This is a genomic window from Pseudomonas sp. MF08875 (assembly GCF_059862525.1).
Genome location: NZ_JCBCUW010000068.1, coordinates 1 through 24,481, shown reverse-complemented (window position 1 = coordinate 24,481; position 24,481 = coordinate 1). Strand labels below are relative to the sequence as shown.

The window sequence follows — 24,481 nt, the reverse complement described above, 5'->3', positions numbered from 1 at the left end:
TGGCTGGCTGAAGGAGAACCGTCGCATCGTGACGCGCTTCGACAAGCTCGCAACAAGTTTTGCGGCGATGGTCTCATTGGCCTGCGCTATGCGGTGCTTGCGACAATACTTTACGTACAGAGCCTAGCAACACTCATTTACTCAACTATTAAAGCGCCTGGCCAGCTTCTGTTGGCCGGGCTTTTTTTTGGTTCTTTACGGATTACCGGGAAAGACGCTCTTGATCTTCATGAAAAAGAACTCGCTGTACCGGTAGCCATACGCCATGCGCTTGATGACTTTAATTCGATTGTTTATCCCTTCCAGTTGCCCTGTATGCATCGGCCACCTAACTCGGCTCACAATCCTTCGCCAATAGCGTTTCAGTCGTTTTGCAAACTGAACTGGATGCGTTTTTTTTGACTTCAAACCCTTGCGCCGGGCAATAGATTACTTATTGAACATTTTGTAAAAATCCGTAACATTGCCCGCCATGATACTCGAACAGCTCAAAGCCCTGGGGAATGACACTCGCATGCAAATGATGGAGTGGCTCAAAGACCCACTCAGTAATTTCCCACCTCAGGATCATGGCGATCCTGCCATAGGGGTGTGCGTAACCCATTTGCAGCACAAGGCAGGGCTTTCACCTTCTACCGCGTCTGCACACTTAGCTATCTTGCAACGTGCAGGCTTCGTGCTAACCACCCGCATCGGAAAATGGACTTACTATCGACGCAACGAGGTGGCGATTGATGACTTTGCGGCTAGGCTGACCATAGATTTGTAATTTTTAACCCTTCATTTCGTTATTTCGCGTAATTAGAAAACACAAGGAAACCCCGATGAGCAACAAAACAATCTTCGTCCAACCCGGTGGCGGCTATGAAAAGGTTGTGGTTGGCAGCAGCGAAGCCCGAGCCGCAGCCCACGGCGAAATCACCGTGCGCCTGCACGCCAACTCGCTTAATTACCACGACTTCGCGGTGGTCAGCGGTATGTGGGGCCCTAGCGAAAAACGCATCCCCATGGCCGATGGTGCAGGTGAAGTCATTGCTGTCGGCCCAGATGTCACTGAATTCAAGGTGGGTGACTCGGTCGTCAGTACCTTCTTCCCGGAGTGGATCAGCGGCGCGCCACTAGTTGAAGGCTTTGTTAGCGTGCCAGGTGATGGAATTGACGGCTACGCTCGTGAGCAAGTGACTGCCCAAGCCACATCGTTCACCCTCGCGCCGACCGGATACAGCCACGCTGAAGCGTCGACGCTCACCACTGCCGGCCTTACTGCATGGCGCGCTCTGATGGCCGATGACTCACTCAAGCCGGGCGATACCGTGCTCGTTCAAGGCACTGGTGGCGTTTCAATTTTTGCCCTGCAGTTCGCTAAAATGGCCGGCGCTACCGTCATTGCTACCTCTTCAAGCGACGAAAAACTTGAACGTCTGAAAGCACTAGGCGCTGATCATGTGATCAATTATCGCAAAGATCTTAACTGGGGCGAAACTGCACGCGCTCTAACGGGGGGCCGCGGTGTTGATCACATCATAGAAGTCGGCGGCCCTGCGACGCTTGAGCAATCGATGATTGCAATTCGGGTTGCTGGTCACATCTCCGTCATCGGGATACTGAGTGGCGTAAGCGGTGCAATGAATTTTGTACCGGCATTGATCAAGCAAGTGCGCCTGCAGGGTGTGTTGGTAGGCAGCCGCAGCCAGCAGCAAGATATGGTCCGAGCCATCAACGTTAATGGTATGCGCCCGATTATTGATCGTCATTTCCCTATGAGCGAGATTGTCGAAGCGTTCAAGTATCAGGAAACCAACCAGCATTTCGGCAAAATTTGCCTGGATATCTAAGCGCGCATGAATGGCCATGATCCGTATGCCCACCTCAAAGTCGTGCCGAGGTGGCTGCCGACGCAGCGCGAGACAGATTTGCCCATTGCTGTCTGTCGCAACCGGCAGCAGTGGGTCGACTCACCCATGCTGTGCTCCGAGGCAATCAGCTAAGAAGCAGTCATTCTAAGTGCCATGAAACGATTCGATTTAGCCCCTCTAGTCAAAGCAGAATCATTAGGGCTACAACGATTTTGTCATGCAGTTATTGGGTTGAAGAATAGACAATCGTAGGCATTCTCACAGAGCCATGGTCGCTCTCTGCCGGTCATGGTCACGCAACGTGATGGTGAAATCCGATGCAAATGCTTGGTCAGGTCTAATGCAAATGGCTGGGCAAGCCCGTGCAATTACCCACCGTTCTAGCCCACAGATCCGGATAATCCGCCCAGCAGCCGTTCCGGCTCAAGCCATAGTACGGGCAGCGCGATGTTTTTCGTCAAATTTGACGCGTACAGCTCGTTGTCCAAAACTCTGGCGGGCCGCTTGGTTTACGATGGATGTCAAAACTCGTTCCCAGCCTAAGCAATGCTGTAGCAAAATCAGCTCGACTCGAGAAGAGCTGCAATTTGCTCCCCTCCGGCGAGTATCGTAGATCTTTCTTCCTAACGCGGCGGCGATCATCGGACCGACATAATGCTGCGCATCAAATGAAGTGATGGCTGGCTCACGAACTGCGATTATCAAGATTTCGTCGGAGGGCTTGCTCAAAACCCAAAGTAGACGACTGGTCTAATTGTTGGTATGGTGCGTCCATGAATACGATGACCACCACCGATGTACGGCAACACATCCTCGACACGGCTCAAAACATCATTGCCGGGCGAGGATTCACAGCTGTTGGTTTGAGCGAAATCCTTAAATCTGCGAATGTGCCAAAAGGTTCGTTCTATCATTACTTCAATTCCAAGGAAGCATTTGGCGAGGCGCTCTTGGAGAGCTATTTCAGTGACTACATGGTGCAATTGGAAACGCTATTGAACCGTCCAAGTGTATCAGCAGCACAACGCTTGCTGGCCTACTGGGCTACCTGGATTGAAACCCAATCAGCCTGTTATCCCGCCGAGGGGAAATGCTTGGCAGTGAAGCTTGCAGCGGAAGTCAGTGATCTATCGGAGCCAATGCGTATGGTGCTCCAGGATGGCATGGAAGGAGTAATTACTCGTCTCGCCAATGTGGTGAGTGACGCTGTAAACGATGGTTCTCTGCCGGGCGATACTGACACCCGCGGCTTGGCGACCATGCTGTACCAACTTTGGCTCGGAGCCAGTCTAAGGACCAAGGTCACGCGTGATCAGATGCCTTTGCAGGCGGCCTTCGAGACTACTTCTCTGTTACTCAGTCAGGTATCCGACCGATGAAATTTTCAATGTAAAAAATTTACTCAAAAAATATACGACTGGTCTATTTAATCGGAGTTAAAGCAATGTTTAATTTTGACTTCTACAACCCTACGCGAATCGTCTTCGGCAACGAAACCATCAGCCGCCTGGATGAACTGGTTCCGGCTGCGGCCCGCATCCTGCTGCTCTATGGTGGCCAGAGCGCTCGTGCAAACGGTACGCTCCGCGAAGTCCGTGACGCATTAGGCTCTCGGGAAGTGCAAGAATTCGGGGGTATAGAGCCAAACCCCAGCTATGAAACGCTAATCAAGGCTGTTGATCAGGTTCGCACCCATCGCTTGGATTTTCTCCTGGCTGTCGGTGGAGGTTCGGTCATCGATGGCACCAAGTTCGTTGCCGCTGCTGTTGGCTACGAGGGTGATGCTTGGGACATTCTGGAAACGCGGGGTGCAAGTATTCGACGAGCGCTGCCATTTGGCACCGTTCTGACCCTACCGGCAACTGGCTCGGAAATGAACAATGGAGGCGTGGTTACTCGCCGGGCGACACAAGACAAGCTGCCGTTTCGAAGCGCTTACATGTTTCCACAATTCTCGATTCTCGATCCCACCAAAACCCAAACCCTCCCCACCCGTCAACTCGCAAACGGCGTTGTCGATGCGTTCGTGCATGTCATTGAGCAGTACCTGACCTACCCAATCGATGCGCGCGTCCAAGGTATCCGTCCGGCCAAGTCATCTACCCAACCCCGCAAAGCCCAGACATGGTGTGCACTTAAATTTAAGTGGACACCAGTTCCAGCCTTTTAAGCGGGTATTTTATGCAGCCAACACGCCGTTCCTATTCCAAATCCTTCAAGGCCCAAGTCATTCAAGAGTGTGCCCAGCCCGGTGCTTCGATTGCCAGCATCGCACTCAGCCATAACCTCAACGCAAACCTCGTCCACAAATGGATTCGGCTGCAGTCGCAGAAAAGCACAGCGCTGCAACCTGCATTTATTCCGTTACCCGTGCCGCTGGCCGGGGCAAGCTTGCACCCCGCATCATCGAATATCTGCGTTGAAATACAGCACCCGCGCGGCACCGTCACAGTGAACTGGCCCACTGAAAATGCTGCTGCCTGCGCGACCTTTCTTCGAGACCTTCTACGTTGATTCGCATCGACTCCATATGGCTCGCCACCGAGCCGATGGATATGCGCGCCGGTACCGAGACGGCGTTAGCCCGGGTGATTGCGGTGTTCGGTGCGGCGCAGCCGCACTGTGCTTATTTGTTTGCCAACCGCCGCGCCAATCGCATGAAAGTGCTGGTGCATGACGGCTTCGGGATATGGCTGGCAGCGCGCCGGTTAAACCAAGGCAAGTTCCACTGGCCAAGCATTCGTCATGGAGCTGAAATGCAGTTGGACACCGAGCAACTTCAGGCTCTGGTAGTGGGCCTGCCATGGCAACGTGCGGGTTGCGGCGGCACGATCACACTGCTTTAACGACTGCCATTAGCCTATCGGTCTATCGCCGCGAACTACCTGCTCTGGCAAAATCGGCCCCATGACTTCGCTACCCAATCTCGATCACCTGACCCCTGAACAACTGCGCGCCTTGGCGGCGCAGTTGATGGAGCGTGTCGAGACCCTCGACCACCAGGTCGACACGCTGGGCAAGACGGTAGAAACGCTCGACCAACAAGTTGAGACGATGGGCAAGAAGATCAACCGTGATCAAACGCTGATCGAGAAACTGACCCACGAAATCGCCCAGCTCAAGCGCTTGAAATTTGCCAAACGCAGCGAGCAAATGAATCCCGAGCAGGCCAGCCTGCTCGATGACCTGATCGATACCGATATCGCAGCGATTGAAGCAGAGCTTCAAAGCTTGCAGGCAGTGATAACTCCGTCTGAGAAAAAGCAGAAGCCCAAGCGCACCGCATTACCGGCTGAGTTTCCACGCACGCTGATCCATCACGAACCGGACAACACTTACTGCCCATGTGGCTGTGCCCTCAAGCGCATCGGCGAGGATGTCAGCGAGAAGCTGGACTACACGCCCGGCGTATTTACCGTTGAACGCCATGTACGTGGCAAATGGGTCTGCGATGACTGCGAAACGCTGACCCAGGCGCCCGTACCGGCGCAGGTTATTGATAAGGGCATTCCGACTGCGGGCCTGCTGGCCCACGTCATGATCGCCAAGTTTGCCGACCACCTGCCGCTTTACCGTCAGGAATCGATCTTCGGTCGAGCGGGCTTGGCGATTCCACGCTCAACCTTGGCTCAATGGGTGGGCGTGACTGGGGTTCAGTTGCAGCCGCTGGTTGATGCGCTGCGCGACGTGGTGCTCGGGCAGCAGGTTATTCATGCCGATGAAACACCCGTGCAAATGCTCATGCCGGGAACGAAGAAGACTCACCGCTCCTATGTGTGGGCCTACGCCACCAGCCAGTTCTCGGACGTGGCGGCAGTGGTTTATGACTTCAGCCCCAGCCGCGCCGGAGAACATGCTCGCAACTTCTTGAATGACTGGAAGGGCAAGCTGGTCTGCGATGATTTTGGCGGTTACAAAGCCAGCTTCGAACTCGGCGTGACCGAGATTGGGTGCATGGCTCATGCGCGGCGTAAGTTCTTTGAATTGCACGCTACGAATAAAAGCACGCTCGCCGAGCAAGCCCTGCGCTATATCCAGTTGTTGTACGAAATCGAGAGCGAAGTCCGCGATTTTGAACCGGATTTAAGGCGTCGAATACGGCAAGAAAAAGCTGTACCGGTGATGAACATGCTGCACGTCTGGATGATCGCCCAGCGTGACCTTGTGCCCGAAGGCTCGGCCATCAGCAAAGCGCTCGATTACAGTCTGAAACGCTGGGCAGCGCTATCGCGCTACCTCGATGACGGGGCTGTGCCCATTGACAACAATTGGGCCGAAAACCAAATCAGGCCATGGGCCCTTGGGCGCAAGAACTGGCTCTTTGCAGGGTCGCTACGCAGCGGAAAACGGGCGGCAGCGATCATGAGTTTGATCCAGTCGGCGCGCCTGAATGGTCATGATCCGTACGCCTATTTGAAGGATGTTCTCACGCGGCTGCCGACTCAGCGGGCGAGCGAAATCGACCAGTTGCTGCCGCATAAGTGGCGACCGATTTAATCACGCAAGGCGTGATGCCCGGACGCTTACCGTCCAAGATCGTTTTGCCGAAGGTCTTTTACAAACGCTGATCGAAATTGGCCCCCTTGTACTGAAAGAGTCCGCGGACTACAGCACGCGTGCCAACCTCATGTGGACGGCCACTTTGGCGCTCAATGGCCTGATCGGAGCGGGCGTACCACAGGACTGGTCCACCCACATGATCGGCCATGAGCTCACCGCGCTGTACGGCATCGATCACGCACGGACCCTGGCCATCGTACTTCCTGCGAACCTAGAGATTCGTCGTGAAGCCAAGCGCGCGAAGCTGCTGCAGTACGCCGAGCGGGTTTGGCAGATCAGCCAAGGGGACAAAGAACAACGGATTGACATGGCCATACAACAGACCCGGATGTTCTTCGAGAGCCTGGGCTTACCGACGCACTTATCCGCCTACAAGCTCGGCACTGACGCTATAGATGCGCTAATAAACCAGCTCGACACACACCACCTCACCGCACTCGGCGAACACAACAACGTCAGTTTAGACGTCAGCCGCCGTGTGCTTGAAGCGAGCCTATAAGCCAACCTCCAGCACTGCTTATCCACACAGGCAGCGCATTACAAAACATCCACAAGCATGCACAACTGCAAGGTATACGACATGAAGATTCTCCTCGTTCTGACTTCCCACGACCAGCTTGGTGACACTGGCGAGAAGACCGGTTTCTGGCTCGAAGAGCTGGCCGCGCCTTACTACGCCTTCATCGACGCTGGCGTGCAAGTGACCCTAGCATCGCCGAAAGGCGGTCAACCACCCATCGACCCAAAGAGCAATGAGCCCGACTTCCAGACAGACGCCACCCGTCGCTTTCAGACCGATTCAGTCGCCACTCACGCGCTGGCCAACACCGAGAAACTGAGCGACGTGATCAGTTCCGAGTTTGATGCGGTGTTCTACCCTGGCGGCCATGGCCCACTGTGGGATCTTGCGGAGAACACCTTTTCTATCTCTCTGATCGAGCACTCAATCCAATCCGGCAAACCTGTCGGAGCGGTTTGTCACGCACCAGCGGTTTTGCGCCATGTCAAGTGTGTAGATGGCAAACCTCTGGTTGCATGCAAGACAGTAACCGGTTTCAGCAATAGCGAGGAGGCTGCGGTGGGTCTAACTCAAATCGTGCCTTTCCTGGTAGAGGATATGCTCAAGGCAAATGGTGGGCGCTATACCAAGGGTGCTGACTGGAGCGTTCATGTCGAAGTCGATGGGTTGCTCGTAACTGGCCAGAACCCAGCTTCCTCTGAAGCTACGGCTCACTCGCTGCTCAAACTGTTGGCCTGAGACTACGTCAATGTCCGCCTACGTAGTCTTCACACGTGAACACACCACAGACGAGGCTGAGTTGAAACTCTATGCCCGTAAAGCACCGGCGGCACGCCAGGGTCGGAACCTCACACCATTGGCCTTCTACGGCCAACTGGAGGTGCTCGAAGGCGGACCGATTGAGGGCGCAGTCATTCTTCAATTTCCGGACATAGCAGCAGCTCGAGAGTGGTACTCCAGCCCCGCCTACCAAGAGGCACTGCAACATCGTCTTAAAGGTGCGGTTTACAGAGTATTCCTGATTGATGGCATCAATCATTAGTAAATGCACCAAAATATTCCCGCAGTTTAGGTCCTGTCTACTTACCAGCCTCATTAACAAATCAAATTTACTTAAAATTACTGGAGAAACAGCATGGCATACGCATCCGTTAATCCCTATACAGGTGAAGTTCTAAAAAGTTTTCCAGATGCAACAGATATTCAGATTGAACAGGCTCTTGAGGCGTCTCACAACGCATTTCTTGTCTGGAAGAATTGCTCAATCGCAGAGCGTGGGGCCGTCCTTCAGCGAGCTGCCGACCTGCTGCGCGCGCGAGCAAACGACTATGCCCGGTTGCTAACACTGGAAATGGGCAAGATCACTGCCGAAGCATTAGGTGAAGTAGAAATCTCAGCAAGTATCTTTGAGTATTACGTTAAACATGCAGAAGCTTTGTTAACTCCGCAGAAGCTGCCGGTAGCCGACCCAGCCGAGGGTGAAGCAATCTTGGTCCATGAGCCGTTGGGCACTATCCTGGCCATTGAACCATGGAACTTTCCTTACTATCAAATTGCTCGCATTCTCGCACCACAGTTGGCAGCGGGTAATACCGTGCTGCTCAAACATGCTTCAAACGTACCGCAATGTGCCGAAGCTTTCGAACAACTACTGCTTGATGCTGGTCTACCTGCTGGCGCATTCAGCAACATGTACGCAACTCGCCAGCAAATCGAGACAATCCTCAACGACTCTCGAGTACACGGGGTGGCACTGACCGGTTCCGAAGGCGCAGGTGCCATCATCGCCTCCCAGGCTGGCAAGGCACTGAAGAAATCTACATTGGAACTGGGGGGGGCAGATGCCTTCATAGTTCTGCGCGACGCTGAACTGAAAAAGACCGTGAAGTGGGCTGTTGTAGGCCGTCACTGGAATGCTGGACAGGTGTGCATATCATCCAAACGCATGATTGTAGTGGAAGAAGTCTACGATGAGTTCCTGCGCCTTTATGCCGAAGGTGTAGCACAACTGAAGGCCGGCGACCCGTTCGATCCGGAAACAAATCTAGCCCCCCTGTCATCTCAAACTGCCGCCGACGAAATCCGCGCGAAGATTCGTGAAGCAGTCAACTACGGTGCTACGGCCACCGAGGTTGGGCCCAAGGTACCAAGCAAGGGTGCATTTGTTCAACCGACCATTCTGACCAACCTGACGCCTGATAACCCTGCCTACTACTGGGAGTTCTTCGGTCCAGTCTCGATGATCTTACGAGCTAAAGACGAAGAAGACGCGATAGTTATCGCCAACGACTCTCCGTTCGGGCTCGGTGGTTCGGTATTCACCGCAGACGCCCAGCATGGTGTTGAGGTTGCTAAGCGCATCGAGACAGGCATGGTGTTCGTCAATCACCCAACGTCATCGAAAGCCGACCTACCTTTCGGCGGAATCAAAAGATCTGGTTACGGTCGCGAGCTGATTGGTTTGGGAATCAAGGAATTCGTCAACCACAAGCTGATTAACGTCATGGATATCGACGCGCCGTTCTGACTTACATCTTCACCTCAATGCAAACAGGCCTCAGTGCTTTTATGCAGCAGCCCCCCCCCTCTTTGATGAAGAGATCGGGGGGGGGGCTGGACTACGTTGCCAAGCCTGGCGCGCAGCACAGCGCGCTCCCCGCCGATCCAGAAGCAGGCTGAAAAAGTGCGGCGATAGGAATGCCTGCGCGAATACACAACTACATATTGACATATATCAATATCTCAAATAATCTCAACCAAACCCATCACACTTACCTCAGGAGGTAACCCATGCAAAATTCCAGTGATACCCATCCGAGCTACCTTCCCGACAACAGCTACGGCCTGTTTATCGACAACCAGTGGGTGGCGGCCGAAAATGGTGAAACCCTCGACATTATCAACCCCGCCAACGGAAAAATTCTCACCAACATCCCAAACGCCACAGCTGCCGACGTCGACCGCGCGGTGCAGGCCGCAAAACGCGCCTTCGTGACCTGGCGTACCACCTCGCCAGCGGAACGCGCCAATGCGTTGTTGAAGATCGCCGACCTGCTGGAAGCCGATGCCGATCGGTTCGCCGTTCTGGAAACCCTTGATGTAGGCAAACCCATTCGTGAAAGTCGCTCCGTCGACATCCCACTGGCGATTGATCATTTCCGCTACTTCGCCGGCGCAATCCGCAGCCAATCGGATGAGGCGGTCATGCTGGATGAGCAAACACTCAGCATCGCTCTCAGTGAACCCCTCGGCGTCGTGGGCCAAGTGATTCCGTGGAACTTCCCGCTTCTTATGGCCGCCTGGAAGATCGCTCCAGCCATCGCGGCGGGTAACACCGTAGTCATCAAACCTTCTGAGCTAACCCCGGTAACCATCCTTGAACTGGCGAAGATCTTCGCCAAGGTACTTCCGGCCGGCGTGGTCAACATCGTCACAGGCTTAGGCACCTCAGTTGGCCAGGCCCTACTGGATCATCCAGACCTGCGCAAGCTTGCCTTCACTGGCTCGACGCGTGTCGGCGAACTCGTCGCCAATGCGGCAGCGAAGAAAATCATTCCTGCCACCCTTGAACTGGGCGGCAAGTCAGCCAACATCGTTTTCCCCGATGCGAACTGGGACAAGGCCGTGGAAGGCGCAGTCCTCGCCATCCTGTGGAACCAAGGCCAAGTCTGCGAATCCGGCGCACGGCTGTTCGTTCACGAGTCCATCTACGAGCAATTCCTGGCTGAGCTCAAGCATAAGTTCGAAGCTGTGCGTGTGGGTGACCCATTGAACCCAGACACCATGATGGGCGCACAGGTCAGCAAGACCCAGATGGAACGGATCCTCGGCTACGTTGATATCGCCAAACAGGAAGGTGCCGAGGTACTGATCGGCGGCGGTCGCCTTACAGGTGCCGATTACGATGCCGGCTTCTTCATCCAGCCAACGATTCTGGTCGGTGTTCGCAACGATATGCGCGTCGCCTACGAGGAAATTTTCGGCCCTGTTCTGTGCGTCATTCCTTTCAAGGATGAAGCGGAGGTCATCGCCATGGCCAACGACTCCGAGTACGGCCTAGCGGGCGCAGTCTGGACCCAAGACATCAACCGGGCGTTACGTGTGGCACGCGCGGTGGAAACCGGACGTATGTGGGTAAATACCTACCATGAGATCCCTGCCCACGCCCCCTTTGGTGGCTATAAGAAATCTGGCCTAGGACGGGAAACTCACAAGTCAATGCTGGAAGCCTACAGCCAGAAGAAGAACATCTACGTCAGCCTCAACGAAGCACCGCTCGGGCTCTTCTGACCTCGCTGATCCATGTTTTTTTGACCTACAACATCGAATATTTTAGATATGCAGGTAAACGAAATGACACAATCAGAACTTTTTAAAACCACTCAGCTGGGCCCATACACCCTCAAGAACCGTATCGTTCTGCCGCCACTGACGCGTTCGCGCAGCTCCCAACCCGGCAATATTGCGAACGACCTAATGGCCACATATTACCGTCAGCGCAGCGGTGCTGGCTTCATGGTGACCGAGGGCACACAGATCGAACCCCGAGGACAGGGTTATGCCTGGACACCCGGCATTCATAGCCCAGAACAGATACAAGGCTGGCGTAAGGTCACCGACGCTGTTCACGCCGAAGGGGGGGTGATCTTTGCTCAACTTTGGCATGTAGGCCGCGTGTCACACACATCGCTGCAACCCGGTGGTGAATCGCCCGTCGCGCCATCAGCCATCCGCGCGGACAACGTCAAGGTGTTCATCGAAACTGGACCCGGCACGGGTGCACTGGCCGACCCATCGACCCCACGAGCCCTGTCCACCAAGGAGGTAAAGGAACTGGTTGAGCTCTACGCCCAAGCAGCCCGAAATGCTTTGGACGCAGGTTTTGACGGGGTGGAGCTTCATTGCGCGAACGGGTACCTGGTAAACCAGTTCATTTCGGCCCATACCAACCAGCGTGATGATGAATATGGCGGTTCGCTGCAGAACCGTCTTCGCTTCCTGCGCGAAATCACCCTGGCCGTTGCTGGTGTCGTCGGCAAGGAGCGCATGGGCGTTCGCTTCGCCCCGCTGTTCGCGACCACAGACGAAGACCGCGTATACCTTGGCCTGGTCGAAGAAGATCCTCACCAAACCTACATCGAGGCAGTGAAGATCCTCGAGGAAGTGGGCATTGCCTACCTGTCGCTCGCCGAAGCCGATTGGGAAAACGCACCCGAGCTGCCTGAGACGTTCCGGGAAGATGTTCGTAAGACCTTCAGCGGCAAGATTCTCTATGCCGGCAAGTACACCGCTGAACGAGGAAATCGCGTGATAAAAGCTGGCTGGGGCGACCTGATCGCTTTTGGTCGCCCCTTCATTGCGAACCCCGACCTGCCCGCTCGTATCGCCAACAACTGGCCGCTTAACCCAGTTGATCCAAGCAGCATGTACGGCGGTACCGATAAGGGCTACACCGACTACCCGACTTACAAATCCTAAACGCTCAATGCCACGCCCCATAACTCAGGGGCGTGGCTCAGCGTTTGCTGACCGAGGAAGTTAAGCATGTACCAACCGAGCACGATCCCCTACCAAGAGCATAGGGGATTCAAACGAACCTTCAGGCAGGGTCATCTAAGCCTTGGGCTGTTCTTTCCCCTAGAGGCTTTCGAAGGTGATACACCGAGCATGCTAGATCAGGTCGCGCTGGCCAAACGTGCAGAGGCACTTGGTTTTTCGGCGCTCTGGTTTCGCGACGTCCCACTCAGGGACCCAAGCTTCGGCGATGTCGGCCAGGTTTTCGACCCTTGGGCGTATCTGGGCTACATGGCAGCCCATACAACAGAAATCGCACTAGGTACCGCCTCCATCGCCCTTACTTTGCGTAATCCCTTGCACACGGCAAAGGCCGCAGCGAGCATTGATCAGTTGAGCGGAGGTCGCTTGCTCCTGGGAGTAGCCTCTGGCGATCGTCCCGTGGAGTTTCCCGCATTCAGCATTGATCCAGAAAAGCGTGGCGAGACCTTTCAAGAAAACTTCAATGTGATACGCCAAGCCCATCGAACACACTTCGAGCCCATTCGCTGGAGTGGCGGCGAGTTAGTGGGGGCCGACCTCGTTCCCAAACCTACGACTCGGGAAATACCGCTATTCGTAACCGGACACAGCCGCCAGCCGCTCGATTGGATCGCACGTGAAAGCCATGGATGGATCAACTATCCACGTCCGCCAAAAATACAGCGACTGATCGTGGAGGATTGGCGACAGGAAATAGTTAAACAGTGTGGCACTATCTACAAGCCGTTCTTGCAATCGCTTTATATCGACCTGGACGAACACCCGTCCACGCCGCCCTCGCATATCCATCTAGGATTTCGACTAGGACGTAACCACCTTCGGGCCTTGCTGGATACACTTCAGGAAATCGGTGTAGATCACGTCATCCTGAACCTCAAGTATGGTAAACGCCCCGCAGCAGAGGTTATCGAGGAACTTGGCAAGCATATCGTCCCGCAATTCGGCGTCCAGGCTTCTGATAGTGCTGCCTGACAGAGCAACAATACTTCAGCCAGGAGCGGCCAGTCCTTGCAACAGACGGCGGGCGCAGAGGTCACGTCAATACCTTCCATTTTTCTGCGCAAACCCGGAAGATATCTAAATATCGCAAAAAACAGGTATCAAAATTCCATGACCATTGACGTCAACGAAGCACTGAAAGCATTGGCAAACCCGATGCGCCTTGCCATCCTCAATTGGCTCAAGGATCCCAGGACAATCTTTCCAGAGCAGGAGGTCGACCCAGAAACGGTAGGCGTGTGCGTCAGTATCATCCAAGAGCGCACGGGCCTCTCGCAGTCCACCACATCGCTTTATCTCGCAGCTCTGCAGCGCGCGCAATTGGTGACATCGCAGCGGATCGGCCCCTGGACCTACTACAAACGCCACGACGAAAATATCGATGCCTTTTTCAAAGCGCTGCAAGAAAAAATCTAAGGCTGAAGAAACCTTGTATTTCTGGCTGATTTCAGTGCTTGCCGATTTCAAAAACAGCAATCTGACCAAGTAACGATCAACTAACCCGTTCATTTATGAGTTTTTAGCCGCAGCGAGCATTTGGTAGCGGGCATACTCTGCATTACGCCCCCATCTCGCCTGGGGTGATCAGCAAATACCGGCCAGCCAGGACATGTGCAGGTTCGACAGATCGAACAACTTGACCTGTGGCGCGGCGTTCTTCACTACCCAGTGGAAACGCACTTTGGTTTCGCCAAACTGCCACTTAATCACTCTGAAACCGGAGCGGTATACGCAAAATACTGCACATTCCAGAGAGAAGCGCGAAGCCTCCTAGTGGTTTTTTACGGCCGGCCCTCTTCTTCAGGGGGCAGCATAGGATTTTTTCAACATGACAGAACCGCACCGCAAGCCTGAATATGTCGGCCTAGTTCTCGCCGCCGGCTCCGGGCAACGCTTCGGCAGCGACAAACGCCTTGCCCAGCTGGCAGACGGCAGCAGCCTTTTGCGCGCGACGTTGTTGCGCGCGAAAGAAGCCTTCAGCGATGTTCGAGTCGTATTAAAGGCTGAGGATGATGCACAGGCCTTGGCTATTCCGCATGACATTCATCTGGTACGTGCGGCCCACGCCAAACAGGGCATGGGCTCAAGCCTGGCCGCCGGCATCCAGAGCCTGGCAAATACGCAGGCCACTGCGGTGGCGGTGCTGCTCGGGGATATGCCGTGGATTACTCTCGCAACGCTGTTGCAGTTGCGCGCGCATGCGCACGCTGAACATATTGTTGTCGCTTACTGCGATGGCCAGTGCGGACACCCCGTGTTGTTCGGCCGGCGCTTTTGGCCGGAGTTGATGCAACTGCAAGGGGAGAATGGGGCCAAGGCTTTAATCGCCACCCATGCGCAACAGGTGATAGAAGTGACGCTTGCTGACAGGGGCATCCTGCTGGACGTCGACAAGCCGGCCGACCTTAGCCACCCACCGATTTCATAATCAGGGCACTGCCGGTAAAAGTGGCGTCTTGTTTGTCCTGCAGCGCACGACTGAGCAACCCTTTCAGTTGCGGCTGCGCCTGCTCAGTCGGCAGATCCAACAGCGCGCCCATAAAATGTCCGCGATTGGATGATAGGCATCCGTATAACCAGCCCGTAGACGACAACCGCAGACGACTGCAGCTCCGGCAAAAGGGCGCGCTTTCGTTGGCAATAATACCGAACGCCCCGCGCTCGCCCACGCTATAACGCAGCGCAGTGGCATCTAGCGCTGCCTCGGTTTGTGTGAAGACATAACACTCGCCGATAAGCTCCAGCAGCTCGCGCTGGCCGACGAACTGGGTACGAAAAGCCTCTGCATGCTGGGCCAGATGGCCCATGCGCATCAGCTCGATAAAGCGCAATTCGTAGCCCTGCTCCAGGCAGAACGCCAACATGGGCATGACCTGGTCGAGGTTGCTGCCACGCATCGGCACCATATTGATTTTGATGCTCATACCAGATCGACGCGCCAGCTCAATGCCGTTAAGCACAGTCTGCAGATCGCCGCCCTTTGCGATCTTGCGGAAGGCGCGCGGGTCAAGTGTGTCGAGGGACACATTGACCCGCTGGATGCCCGCGCTGCGCAATAACGGCAACTTGCCGGCCAGCAATTGTCCATTAGTGGTCAGGCTGATGTCCTGCAACGCTAGCGCACCGATGCCCTGCAGAAAAGGCTCCAGCCGATCACTCAGCAGCGGCTCACCGCCGGTAATGCGCAGCGCGTCGATACCGGCGACATCCCTGAGCAGTTCGACGGCGCGCAGCATCGACGCGGCCGCCAGCTCATCACGCGCGGCCACCAAGCGGCGGCCATCGGCCACACAGTAGGTGCAGGCGTAATTGCAGGCAGCCGTGAGGCTCAGGCGAAGTTTGCGGAAACGCCGACCCTGTCGATCGACGATCACCCTGCCATGTCCGTGTCGAAGCCAGTTGCTGACTCGCCATCCTCAGCCAACGCCTCCAGCACATAAACCTGACGATCGCTCAGCAGCTCGCCAAGGGCATTGGCCATGGTCGTGTAATGGGGCATCTGCCGATGAAGCGCTATCGCCTCATGGCTTGCCCAGCGCTCGACGAAGACAAACCGTCCGACCTGTTCAATGCACCGACTCAGGACGTAAGACAGGCAACCGTCTTCGGCCCGCGAGGGCTGCACGCAAGCTCGCAGAATCTGCTCGACCTGCTGCTCTTTGCCGCCTTTGGCGGTCAGTATCGCTACAACGCGTATGGTTTGATTCACGCTGATAGGTTCCTCGGTTGATCAGTCGTCAAGGCTGCACGGCGAACCGCCGATAAGCCTCTGCAGCAAAAGCGATTTCGGTTTCGGTCTCGCTAGCGATCAGCACTGGGTCGCTATCATGGATACTCGCGGACCTGAAACGCAGGCTGCCACCATTGCGACCATTGAGCACCGCCTGAATTTCCGCCAGCATCGCCATAGCCACGCTTTCCGGAGTGTCGCCGCCCAGGTCCAGGCCAATCGGATAATGCAAACACGCCAGCCCTGGCAACTCGCCCTGCTGCTCGTGGATACCGGCCAGCAGGCGCTCGGTGCGCTCACGCGGGCCCAACTGCCCTACATAACAGGGCTCACTGTGCAACACTCCCTGCAGCCAGTGCGCGTCTTGCACCAAGCTGTGAGTCATCACCGCCACCGCTGCGCCGCGTACAAGTTCACGGTAGGCGAAAGGTTGCTCAACATCGCCAACCAGCACCTGGTCAGCGTCGGGAAAACGCTCTGCTCGGGCAAAGTGTGACCGCCCATCGATGATTGTCACATGCCAGCCCAAGAGCTTGGCCATGCGCACCAGCGGCTGGGCATCATGGCCCGCACCAAACACTACCAAACGCCGCACGGGCGGCAGGTACTCCATAAGCACTTCAATCTTGCCGGTGCCATTCGGGTAAAGATATCGGGATGACTTTCCACGCACCAAGGTCTGTTGGAGATCAATCCTGATCTGCTCAGCCAGCGCCGACTGCAGCAACTCGCCCTCGGCGCTTTGTCCTGACACTAATAACAGGCGATCACCTAACCGGTGTGAACCATCAGCCGAGCTGGCGATCACCGTGGCGATGGCCGCCGGTTGCTGGGTGTCGCGAACGCCAAGCAACGCAGTAATCAACGCGCAAGGACCACTGGCAGGCAGCCGCTCGAACAATACGTGAACCTTACCGTTGCAGCCCAGCCCGAAACTAAGCGCTTCCTCACTGCCCTCATCCGCCTCGGAGGTGCTGTAGCTACGCAGTGCAGGCCCAGCTTCAGTTAACCACCAGGCTTTTCTGGCGACTTCCGCTTCCAGGCAGCCACCACTGATGGTCCCCTCGGGCCTGCCGAAGCGCGAAACTAGCATCCGCGCTCCTGGTCGCCGATACGCAGAGCCGTCGACTTTTACCACGGTCGCAAGCACCGCTTCTCGGCCAGCATTGCGCTCCGCCAGGAGTACATCCAGCAGTGGAATCAGACAAGACATGAGGCACCTCGGCTCAATGAAGGGACTCGGTACGGCGCTTAGCCACAGCTTGCTCCGATACCTGCGCACCAGTCTCGCCAAAGCGCTTCAGTACGAAGCTGCTCAGCGCAGCCAATTCCTGGTCGGAGTAAATGGTCCCGAACGACGGCATGCGTCGATCTACCCGGGTGTCGGTCGAACCATGCCCATTTAGCAGGATGCCCAGCAAATTACTGGCGGCAGGATCGTTGACCGTCTTTAGACCCCGTAGCATGGCAGTCTGACTCTGGTTTCCGGTCCCGTCCCAGCGGTGACAACTAGAACAGGCTTCGGCGAACAGTTTATTGCCAAGGGCATTGTCGCCCCCCTGCGGTGCAAGCTTAGCCTGCTGCGGACGAGCCACACCTTCGCTGCGCGCCGGTGAGTCCTTGAGATAAACGGCGATCGCGTGACGATCGGCGTCGGTCAGATGGCTCAGACTGTGCTCCACCACCTCCGCCATCGGCCCGGTGGACAACCCGAATCCTGGCGCCGCGCCGTCCTTCAAGTAACGCGCCAGCACGTCCGTGGGCCAGGCACCGACGCCATGTATCGGGTCAGAGCTGATGTTGTAAGCGTTCCAACCCTGTATCAGGTTACCGGCAAGCGAACGGTCTTTGCTGACAGCTTGGAACAGGTTCCGAGGCGAATGGCACTCACCACAGTGGCCAGGACCTTCCACTAGGTATTTGCCTCGATTCCACTCGGTAGAGTGCTGGGCCTCGGTTTCAAATTGCTTGTCGTCCAGGAACAGCATATTCCAGAAAAACATCCCCCAACGCTGATTGAACGGGAAGTTCAGCTGGTTCTCTTGAGCCACCTGCTCGATTGGCTCCAGGCTATCGAGATAGCTTTTGATGGCCAGGATGTCGTCACGCGACATCTTGCTGTAGGACGTATAAGGGAATGCTGGATAGTAGTGTTTGCCATCGCGCCCCACGCCGGTTCGCAGCGCGCTAACGAACTCATCATCAGTCCAGGCTCCGATGCCAGTTTGCTTATCTGGAGTGATATTGGGCGAAAAAAGCGAGCCGAATGGCAGCTTAAATTCGACACCACCGGTGAAGGGTTTACCACCGGGCACGGTATGGCAAGCCACGCAATTTGCAGCGCGCGCAAGATACTCGCCCCTGGCAAGTAAGTCCTCCTGCGCATACGCAAACTGCGCCACCAGGAATCCGCTAGCGAGCAATAGCCAACTTGTTATCAAATTCATGAGTAACTCCTCAAACCGGATAGTAGCCAGCACGGCTAAGTGGTAACCGACGAATGCGCGTACCGGAAGCAGCGTAGAGAGCGTTAACCAAAGCTGGACCGATCAGCGCAGTACCGGCTTCCCCGACTCCGCCCGGTGCTTCCAGGCTAGGCAGCAGGTGCACCTCAACTGCTGGCGCCTCACTTATGCGCAGCTGCCGATAGTTGTGGAAGTTGGTCTGCTGAACCTGACCGTTCTCGATAAGAATTTCGTTGAACAACGAAGCAGACAGACCGAATAATGTCCCACCTTCAACCTGCGCCAAGACCGACGTCGGGTTAGTCGCGAAGCCGCAGTCCACAACACTGATCAAGCGTTTAATGCGCAAGCCAAATTCACCCTGCATCTCAAGCTCAACGAGAGTTGCTACATAGCTGCCAAACACCGAACTTACTGCCACACCCCGACCCTGCCCAGCAGGTAAAGACTGGTACCAGTCACTCTTCTCAGCAAGTAAGCGCAGCACCGCCTGGGCACGTGGCTGGTCCGCCAACAGCTCCAAACGGTAGACCACCGGGTCGGCCTTGGCATTGTGCGCCAGCTCATCAATAAAACACTCAAGGGCATAGGTCCCCCGCAGAGGGCCGACGCCTCGCCACCAGGACACGGGCACGACACTCGGCTCCTGGCGGATATAGCGAACCTGCAAATGCGGCAGGCGGTAGATGGGTTCCACCGCGACTTCAACGGCATCGGCATCCACGCCGCTGGGAGGCAAGCTGCCGGCATAGCGGGCGAGAATCGAGGCACCAGCGATACGGTGTTCCCAGCCCAGCGGACGCCCCTGCTTATCGAGGGCGGCTTGCATACGATCGGCATAGAGCGGCCGATAGAGGTCGTGGGTCATGTCCTCCTCACGGCTCCAGACCAGCTTGATCGGGTAATCGACCTGACGCGCGATGGCCACTGCTTGGGTGATGAAGTCGAACTCCAGACGCCGGCCAAATGCCCCACCGATCAATTGATTGTGCACCTGGATTTTTTCCAAGGGCAGCCCGGTGACTTGGGCGGCCGTCTGTTGGGCGAAGACCGGCACTTGGGTGCCCACCCATAGCTCGCACGCATCTTTACGCACATGGACCACGCAGCTCATGGGCTCAAGCGGCGAATGCGACAACAGCGCTTGCTCGTAAACGGCCTCGAACTGGCTGGAAGATCCCTGTTTGGCTTGCTCAATATCGCCTGTGCGCTTAGCGACCACGCCATCACGGCTACTTGCGGCTAGCAGCTCCTGGTCCAGTTGCTTTGATCCGATAGTAGCGTTCGACCCAAGTTCCCACTCGATCTTTAACGCTTTGATGGCCTGCTGGCAGGCCCAAAAGTTACTTGCGGTAACGGCCACGGCATTGTCCAAACGCACGATGTCGCGCACCCCTAACACCCGTCGCGCCTCAGTTTCATCAACCGAACGCAGCCGTCCGCCATACACCGGACAGGTGATGCTGGAGGCCACCAGCATCCCAGGGATTTGCAGGTCAATGGTAAAGCGCGCCTTGCCGTTGACCTTCGCGGGCGTGTCCAGGCGTTGCGCGGGAGTGCCCAACAGCTTGAACTGCTCGGGGGTTTTCAGCGGCACCGCGTCGGGCAACGGCAGCGTCGCAGCGGCCTCGACCAAATCGCCGTAGTCAGCCTGCAGGCCTTTGGGGCCAAACACCTGGCCATTCTGCGCATGACACAGGCTCGGCGCGACGCGCCATTGCAGCGCTGCCGCCTGAATCAACAGAATGCGCGCTGTAGCGCCCGCCCGACGCAGCGGCTCCCAGGTGTAACGGGTAGAGGTCGAGCCACCAGTGGCCTGAAACTGAAGCAGGGTATCGGTATACAGTGCGGAGTTCGGTGGGGCCTCCTGGATTACTACCTTATCCAAATCGACCTCAAGCTCCTCCGCCACCATCATTGCAATACCAGTTTGCGCGCCCTGACCCATTTCAATCTTCGGCGAGATCACCGTGACCACGCCATCTGGGCCCACCCGCACAAAGGCCCCGAACCCCTCAGCGGAGCGATCACCCAGCCGGCCTAAGGCAGCAGCCTCGGAGGCAGCGCTTTTGGACACCAACGGCGGTAGCCAGGTACTCAACACCAAGCCGCCGACCGCGATACCGCTGCCTTGCAAGAGACGGCGACGGGACATATCAACATTCATTTCGATTGTCTTCTTCATCTCACGCCTCCTCTACACGGCCAACACTGTGGATGGCTGTGCGAATACGGGTGTAGGTGGCGCAGCGACAAAGATTGCCTGCCATTGCAGCATCAATCGCCTGATCGTCTGGCGCGGGCTGGCTCTGCAGCAGAGCAGTGGCCGCCATGATCTGCCCTGACTGACAGTAACCGCATTGCACCACCTCATGCGCCAGCCAAGCCTGTTGAACGGCTTGACCGACAGCAGTCTCACCGATGGCTTCAATGGTGGTGATTGAGCGGCCCGTCAAAGCAGCAACAGGGGTCACGCACGAACGTATCGGCTGACCATCAAGATGCACGGTGCAAACGCCACACTGAGCAATACCACAGCCGTATTTTGTCCCGGTGAGGCCAAGCACATCGCGTAAGACCCAAAGCAGAGGCATATCCTGCGGCACGTCGACTTGGTGCGACTGTCCATTGATGATTAGCGTTTGCATCTTCATTCCTCAGACTAGTATTTTTAATGCCGACAACCTTAGTTATCGCTTTAATCATGTGGGTGCGGTATGGGAAGCAGGCCAAAACAGCCTCATACGTTCACGAATTAATCCGCCTTAAACGGGCAACCAACCACCCGGCCAGCGGAAAGGAGACAAGCTGGGTGATTGGTACCAATACCAGCACCTCCACCAATACCATTACTGGGAAACTCAAATCACGGGTCAGCGGGGCTAATATACTCAGCACCAACAAAAGCGTTGGGTAAAGCCCCAAGCAGCCAACCAGTACACGCCAGAACGCGGCGTTTATTTGATGCGAGCGCTTACTGCGTGCGTGCATAATCCCCCCACAGGCATTACTTGTACTTAGTGGCCTGGATCTTTTTAAATAAAAAAGCCCTACCAGCAAGGAGCTTGAGCTGGCAGAGCAAAAAACACTGTCATTCCAACAACAGGCAATCAGTCTTCACTTACCCGAACCACTAGCTTGCCAAAATTACGCCCCTCTAGCAGGCCGATAAAGGCCTTAGGCGCCTCCTCTAGACCACTCACCAATTCTTCACGATACTTAATCCGGCCCTGCGCAAACCAGCTTGACATATCGTTAAAGAATTCGTCGTAGCGGTGCGCGTAATCATCAAAAATAATGAAGCCTTGGACTTTAATACGCTTACGCAGAATAGCCCCCATCAAGGCAGGCGAGCGATCTGGCCCGTCGGGTAAAGCGGTATCGTTGTAGTGCGCAATAATTCCGCAGACCGGCACTCGGGCCTTGGCATTGAGCAGCGGCAGCACAGCATCGAAGACTTTTCCACCGACATTCTCGAAGTAAATGTCGATACCCGACGGGCAGGCCTTGGCCAGTTGCTCGGCGAAGTCCGGCGCTCGATGATCGAGGCAGGCGTCGAAACCTAGCACCTCGACAGCATGCCGGCACTTTTCCGCCCCTCCGGCCACACCGACCACGTGACAGCCCTTGATCTTGCCGATTTGCCCGACAGTCGCACCGACCGGCCCGGTAGCAGCCGCCACCACCAGCGTTTCACCCGCCTGCGGCCGACCAATATCCAGTAAGCCCATGTATGCGGTGAAGCCTGGCATTCCAAATATGCCCAATGCATAAGACGGCTGCGCTGGCGAATCGCCCAAAGGGGTCAGGTCGCTGCCATCAGACAGCGCATAGTCCTGCCAACCACTAAAAGACAGCACCCAGTCATTCACTTTATAGGCATGATGCTTTGAGGCAACCACACGACATACAGTGCCCCCCACCATTACTCCGCCCACTTCGACAGGAGGGGCATAGGACGGCGCATCACTCATGCGACCACGCATGTAAGGGTCTAGCGATAGATAGATAGTACGCAGAAGTACCTGCCCCTCTGCGGGTTCAGGAATTGGACCTTGTTCAATAAGAAAATTCGCTTCGACAGGCGCACCATGTGGACGCGATGCCAGAACAACGCTTCGATTGATTTGCTTTGATTGAGACATCTTCACACTCCTTGGATGGCGGGGAAAAACAACCGCATCAACGGAAAAATTAGACCAGTCTGCTATTTTTCACATAAAAAAGCCACCCTACCGAGGCGGGAGGGTGGGCGATCTCGTAATCACGCCTCCTCAGGGACCAGCATCATCAGAGTAGTAGCCATGGCATTTTCTAGCGACCGACTGTTACGGTGCAGCTTGCTCAGCAGGCTTGCACCAAGCCAAAGCTGGTATAGCGCCAAGGCCGTTCGGTAAGCATCACCTTGCGGCAAAGAACCGTCTAGTTGACCCTGCTCAAGACAGCCAGAAATACGTTCAATTATCTGATCTGTTCCGTCACGGAGAGTGAGGCGCATAACCTCCGAAAGATCTGCAACCTCAGCGCTCAGTTTAACTACAAGACACTTTTGCTCATCGCAGGGCTTACAATAGCTTTCAAGCCATTTCTGCCAATATCCCATAAGCCGCTCACGGGCTGTATTGCCGGTAGCGGCAAATCGTTCATCCATGTTCGCCAGATAATTGCGAAAGTAATCCTCGAGCAAGCACTGCCCGTACTGCTCCTTGGATTTGAAGTAATGATAGAACGAACCTTTTGGCACACTTGCGGCTTGCAGAATCTCGTTAAGCCCAACACCCGTGAACCCCTTAACCACCATCATTCGGTGACCCGTATCGAGCAAATGTTGGCGCGTATCATCGTAACGTGGTTTCATCAGTGCAAGCTACCATAAAATAGACCAGTCGTCTATGTGAGATTTTTGCTCCAGATATTGTAGCAATTGTTGATGGCCGCCGCAGGTCTAAACACCAACCCACGCTCGGCATCCTCATAGCGCCGCAGTACACGCAAAGAACCAATCCTAAGCCTCCCAAAGCTCCTTGGATTTCTGTGGGCGCACTCCTCTCTCGCTAGAAGACAAGCATCGAGATGCAGATCTCAAAGGACTCGGAGCGGACCGTAAGTGCTATCGGAGCATTCAGCCCACCAGAATAGTAGACTGGTCGCATATTGACAGATACAATTTCTTGCCTACTCGTTGCGAGTCCGCAAATTAACTATCGATAGCCTCAGACAATGCACATTTCCCTTACCGAGATCACTCAGAAGGCGTAAAAATGATGATAAAACTTCACCACCTCAATGACTCAAGGTCGTTTCGTATTCTGTGGCTGCTGGAAGAAATAGGCCAACCATATGAAATTATTCGGTATCAGCGTGATAAAAAAACACATCTAGCCCCCGAGACACTGAGGGGCATTCACCCCCTAGGCAAATCTCCAGTTATCGAGCTTGATGGAAAAATAATTGCGGAGTCAGGCGCGATCGCAGAAATCCTGATAAAAAAATTCGCACCTCATTTAGCACCAACAGAAAGCTCTGCAGAATACCTTGACTACTTACAATGGATCCATTTCTCAGAAAGCTCGGCAATGCTTCCGTTCTTACTGAAAATATTTAATGAGTTTGAAACACAATCTGGAACCGAACTAAAATTCCTTAACAACTACGCCGAAGCTGAATTCGGCGGTTGCAGGATCTGAGTGCAACACGGTTATTGAATTGAAGCGGGAGCATCATGCCGCATCACCACGGCTTCTTGCATCACTTCGCCCATCACCTCGATCGGGCATTTGAAGTCGAAGCGTTT

At 55.4% G+C, this 24,481-nt stretch carries 25 protein-coding genes and 3 pseudogenes; 18 read left to right on the top strand and 10 right to left on the bottom strand.

Going from position 1 to position 24,481, the window contains the following annotated elements:
* A pseudogene (locus AC19YT_RS25980) lies at positions 1–127 on the top strand (IS5/IS1182 family transposase); the annotation flags it as partial.
* A gap of 68 nt (positions 128–195) precedes the next feature.
* Here AC19YT_RS25980 and AC19YT_RS25975 read toward each other — a convergent pair.
* Positions 196–378, bottom strand: a pseudogene (locus AC19YT_RS25975) (transposase); the annotation flags it as partial.
* A gap of 94 nt (positions 379–472) precedes the next feature.
* Between AC19YT_RS25975 and AC19YT_RS25970 the strand changes: the two are divergent.
* The 15 genes and pseudogenes from AC19YT_RS25970 to AC19YT_RS25900 all read left to right on the top strand — a co-directional run bounded on the left by AC19YT_RS25970 (position 473) and on the right by AC19YT_RS25900 (position 13,908).
* Entirely contained in the window at positions 473–769 is a 297-nt protein-coding gene (locus AC19YT_RS25970) for an ArsR/SmtB family transcription factor (protein ID WP_038443618.1), read from the top strand.
* Between the two features lie 55 nt (positions 770–824).
* A complete protein-coding gene (locus tag AC19YT_RS25965; RefSeq protein WP_032902015.1) occupies positions 825–1,835 on the top strand; it encodes a zinc-dependent alcohol dehydrogenase family protein in 1,011 nt (336 codons plus the stop codon).
* Positions 1,836–2,629: 794 nt separating this feature from the next.
* Positions 2,630–3,235, top strand: a complete 606-nt coding sequence (locus AC19YT_RS25960) for a TetR/AcrR family transcriptional regulator (protein ID WP_032902016.1) — start codon at positions 2,630–2,632, stop codon at positions 3,233–3,235.
* A gap of 65 nt (positions 3,236–3,300) precedes the next feature.
* Positions 3,301–4,026, top strand: coding sequence for an iron-containing alcohol dehydrogenase (locus AC19YT_RS25955; RefSeq protein WP_500611278.1), 726 nt, complete (start codon positions 3,301–3,303; stop codon positions 4,024–4,026).
* Between the two features lie 11 nt (positions 4,027–4,037).
* Positions 4,038–4,370 carry an IS66-like element accessory protein TnpA gene (gene tnpA / locus AC19YT_RS25950; RefSeq protein WP_500611277.1) on the top strand — a complete coding sequence of 111 codons (333 nt, stop codon included), beginning with the start codon at positions 4,038–4,040 and terminating at the stop codon, positions 4,368–4,370.
* Positions 4,367–4,702 carry an IS66 family insertion sequence element accessory protein TnpB gene (tnpB, locus tag AC19YT_RS25945; protein WP_476251914.1) on the top strand — a complete coding sequence of 112 codons (336 nt, stop codon included), beginning with the start codon at positions 4,367–4,369 and terminating at the stop codon, positions 4,700–4,702. Before tnpA ends, tnpB begins: the two co-directional genes overlap by 4 nt.
* Positions 4,703–4,763: 61 nt before the next feature.
* Positions 4,764–6,353, top strand: a complete 1,590-nt coding sequence (gene tnpC / locus AC19YT_RS25940; RefSeq protein WP_500611276.1) for an IS66 family transposase — start codon at positions 4,764–4,766, stop codon at positions 6,351–6,353.
* 13 nt (positions 6,354–6,366) lie between these two features.
* A pseudogene (locus AC19YT_RS25935) lies at positions 6,367–6,915 on the top strand (NADH-dependent alcohol dehydrogenase); the annotation flags it as partial.
* A gap of 81 nt (positions 6,916–6,996) precedes the next feature.
* On the top strand, positions 6,997–7,674 hold the full coding sequence (locus tag AC19YT_RS25930) for a type 1 glutamine amidotransferase domain-containing protein (protein WP_500611275.1): 678 nt from the start codon (positions 6,997–6,999) through the stop codon (positions 7,672–7,674).
* A gap of 10 nt (positions 7,675–7,684) precedes the next feature.
* Complete coding sequence (locus AC19YT_RS25925) at positions 7,685–7,978, top strand: DUF1330 domain-containing protein (RefSeq protein ID WP_010562395.1); 294 nt, start codon at positions 7,685–7,687, stop codon at positions 7,976–7,978.
* A gap of 93 nt (positions 7,979–8,071) precedes the next feature.
* Positions 8,072–9,463: an NAD-dependent succinate-semialdehyde dehydrogenase gene (locus AC19YT_RS25920; protein ID WP_045061817.1), complete on the top strand. Its 1,392-nt coding sequence runs from the start codon at positions 8,072–8,074 to the stop codon at positions 9,461–9,463.
* Positions 9,464–9,726: 263 nt separating this feature from the next.
* On the top strand, positions 9,727–11,226 hold the full coding sequence (locus AC19YT_RS25915; protein WP_010562393.1) for an aldehyde dehydrogenase family protein: 1,500 nt from the start codon (positions 9,727–9,729) through the stop codon (positions 11,224–11,226).
* A gap of 63 nt (positions 11,227–11,289) precedes the next feature.
* Entirely contained in the window at positions 11,290–12,414 is a 1,125-nt protein-coding gene (locus tag AC19YT_RS25910; protein ID WP_373345698.1) for an alkene reductase, read from the top strand.
* Between the two features lie 66 nt (positions 12,415–12,480).
* The gene (locus AC19YT_RS25905) at positions 12,481–13,464 is read left to right on the top strand and encodes an LLM class oxidoreductase (RefSeq protein ID WP_373345697.1); all 984 of its coding nucleotides are present in this window, start codon (positions 12,481–12,483) and stop codon (positions 13,462–13,464) included.
* A gap of 138 nt (positions 13,465–13,602) precedes the next feature.
* Positions 13,603–13,908, top strand: coding sequence for an ArsR/SmtB family transcription factor (locus AC19YT_RS25900; protein ID WP_010562390.1), 306 nt, complete (start codon positions 13,603–13,605; stop codon positions 13,906–13,908).
* A 168-nt stretch (positions 13,909–14,076) separates the two neighbouring features.
* On the opposite strand, the gene AC19YT_RS25895 is transcribed toward AC19YT_RS25900, so the two are convergent.
* On the bottom strand, positions 14,077–14,202 hold the full coding sequence (locus tag AC19YT_RS25895) for a hypothetical protein (protein ID WP_010562389.1): 126 nt from the start codon (positions 14,200–14,202) through the stop codon (positions 14,077–14,079).
* 118 nt (positions 14,203–14,320) lie between these two features.
* Between AC19YT_RS25895 and AC19YT_RS25890 the strand changes: the two genes are divergently transcribed.
* A complete protein-coding gene (locus tag AC19YT_RS25890) occupies positions 14,321–14,920 on the top strand; it encodes a nucleotidyltransferase family protein (RefSeq protein WP_010562388.1) in 600 nt (199 codons plus the stop codon).
* On the opposite strand, the gene AC19YT_RS25885 is transcribed toward AC19YT_RS25890, so the two are convergent.
* The 8 genes from AC19YT_RS25885 to curR form a co-directional block, all read right to left on the bottom strand.
* Positions 14,898–15,866 (bottom strand): GTP 3',8-cyclase MoaA, encoded by a 969-nt coding sequence (locus AC19YT_RS25885; RefSeq protein ID WP_045057437.1) that lies wholly within the window; start codon positions 15,864–15,866, stop codon positions 14,898–14,900. The genes AC19YT_RS25890 and AC19YT_RS25885 overlap by 23 nt on opposite strands.
* The gene (locus AC19YT_RS25880) at positions 15,863–16,201 is read right to left on the bottom strand and encodes a putative quinol monooxygenase (protein WP_038443633.1); all 339 of its coding nucleotides are present in this window, start codon (positions 16,199–16,201) and stop codon (positions 15,863–15,865) included. Before AC19YT_RS25880 ends, AC19YT_RS25885 begins: the two co-directional genes overlap by 4 nt.
* Before the next feature lie 28 nt (positions 16,202–16,229).
* Positions 16,230–17,435 carry an XdhC family protein gene (locus AC19YT_RS25875; RefSeq protein WP_038443635.1) on the bottom strand — a complete coding sequence of 402 codons (1,206 nt, stop codon included), beginning with the start codon at positions 17,433–17,435 and terminating at the stop codon, positions 16,230–16,232.
* A gap of 13 nt (positions 17,436–17,448) precedes the next feature.
* Positions 17,449–18,669: a cytochrome c gene (locus AC19YT_RS25870; RefSeq protein ID WP_038443637.1), complete on the bottom strand. Its 1,221-nt coding sequence runs from the start codon at positions 18,667–18,669 to the stop codon at positions 17,449–17,451.
* Between the two features lie 10 nt (positions 18,670–18,679).
* Positions 18,680–20,872: a xanthine dehydrogenase family protein molybdopterin-binding subunit gene (locus AC19YT_RS25865; RefSeq protein ID WP_373345696.1), complete on the bottom strand. Its 2,193-nt coding sequence runs from the start codon at positions 20,870–20,872 to the stop codon at positions 18,680–18,682.
* A gap of 1 nt (position 20,873) precedes the next feature.
* Positions 20,874–21,335, bottom strand: coding sequence for a (2Fe-2S)-binding protein (locus AC19YT_RS25860; protein WP_010562382.1), 462 nt, complete (start codon positions 21,333–21,335; stop codon positions 20,874–20,876).
* 462 nt (positions 21,336–21,797) lie between these two features.
* Positions 21,798–22,832: an NADPH-dependent curcumin/dihydrocurcumin reductase gene (gene curA, locus AC19YT_RS25855; protein ID WP_010562380.1), complete on the bottom strand. Its 1,035-nt coding sequence runs from the start codon at positions 22,830–22,832 to the stop codon at positions 21,798–21,800.
* Positions 22,833–22,951: 119 nt separating this feature from the next.
* A complete protein-coding gene (curR, locus tag AC19YT_RS25850) occupies positions 22,952–23,545 on the bottom strand; it encodes a TetR family transcriptional repressor CurR (protein ID WP_010562379.1) in 594 nt (197 codons plus the stop codon).
* 403 nt (positions 23,546–23,948) lie between these two features.
* On the opposite strand from curR, the gene AC19YT_RS25845 reads away from it, so the two are divergent.
* Positions 23,949–24,374, top strand: a complete 426-nt coding sequence (locus AC19YT_RS25845) for a glutathione S-transferase (RefSeq protein ID WP_500611274.1) — start codon at positions 23,949–23,951, stop codon at positions 24,372–24,374.
* The last annotated feature ends 107 nt before the right edge of the window (positions 24,375–24,481 follow it).

Coding starts and splice junctions, on each gene's coding strand:
- AC19YT_RS25970 (WP_038443618.1), top strand. CDS start 473: ATGATACTCGAACAGCTCAAAGCCCTGGGGAATGACACTCGCATGCAA.
- AC19YT_RS25965 (WP_032902015.1), top strand. CDS start 825: ATGAGCAACAAAACAATCTTCGTCCAACCCGGTGGCGGCTATGAAAAG.
- AC19YT_RS25960 (WP_032902016.1), top strand. CDS start 2,630: ATGAATACGATGACCACCACCGATGTACGGCAACACATCCTCGACACG.
- AC19YT_RS25955 (WP_500611278.1), top strand. CDS start 3,301: ATGTTTAATTTTGACTTCTACAACCCTACGCGAATCGTCTTCGGCAAC.
- tnpA (WP_500611277.1), top strand. CDS start 4,038: ATGCAGCCAACACGCCGTTCCTATTCCAAATCCTTCAAGGCCCAAGTC.
- tnpC (WP_500611276.1), top strand. CDS start 4,764: ATGACTTCGCTACCCAATCTCGATCACCTGACCCCTGAACAACTGCGC.
- AC19YT_RS25930 (WP_500611275.1), top strand. CDS start 6,997: ATGAAGATTCTCCTCGTTCTGACTTCCCACGACCAGCTTGGTGACACT.
- AC19YT_RS25925 (WP_010562395.1), top strand. CDS start 7,685: ATGTCCGCCTACGTAGTCTTCACACGTGAACACACCACAGACGAGGCT.
- AC19YT_RS25920 (WP_045061817.1), top strand. CDS start 8,072: ATGGCATACGCATCCGTTAATCCCTATACAGGTGAAGTTCTAAAAAGT.
- AC19YT_RS25915 (WP_010562393.1), top strand. CDS start 9,727: ATGCAAAATTCCAGTGATACCCATCCGAGCTACCTTCCCGACAACAGC.
- AC19YT_RS25910 (WP_373345698.1), top strand. CDS start 11,290: ATGACACAATCAGAACTTTTTAAAACCACTCAGCTGGGCCCATACACC.
- AC19YT_RS25905 (WP_373345697.1), top strand. CDS start 12,481: ATGTACCAACCGAGCACGATCCCCTACCAAGAGCATAGGGGATTCAAA.
- AC19YT_RS25900 (WP_010562390.1), top strand. CDS start 13,603: ATGACCATTGACGTCAACGAAGCACTGAAAGCATTGGCAAACCCGATG.
- AC19YT_RS25890 (WP_010562388.1), top strand. CDS start 14,321: ATGACAGAACCGCACCGCAAGCCTGAATATGTCGGCCTAGTTCTCGCC.
- AC19YT_RS25875 (WP_038443635.1), bottom strand. CDS start 17,435: ATGTCTTGTCTGATTCCACTGCTGGATGTACTCCTGGCGGAGCGCAAT.
- AC19YT_RS25870 (WP_038443637.1), bottom strand. CDS start 18,669: ATGAATTTGATAACAAGTTGGCTATTGCTCGCTAGCGGATTCCTGGTG.
- AC19YT_RS25865 (WP_373345696.1), bottom strand. CDS start 20,872: ATGAAGAAGACAATCGAAATGAATGTTGATATGTCCCGTCGCCGTCTC.
- AC19YT_RS25860 (WP_010562382.1), bottom strand. CDS start 21,335: ATGCAAACGCTAATCATCAATGGACAGTCGCACCAAGTCGACGTGCCG.
- curA (WP_010562380.1), bottom strand. CDS start 22,832: ATGTCTCAATCAAAGCAAATCAATCGAAGCGTTGTTCTGGCATCGCGT.
- curR (WP_010562379.1), bottom strand. CDS start 23,545: ATGAAACCACGTTACGATGATACGCGCCAACATTTGCTCGATACGGGT.
- AC19YT_RS25845 (WP_500611274.1), top strand. CDS start 23,949: ATGATGATAAAACTTCACCACCTCAATGACTCAAGGTCGTTTCGTATT.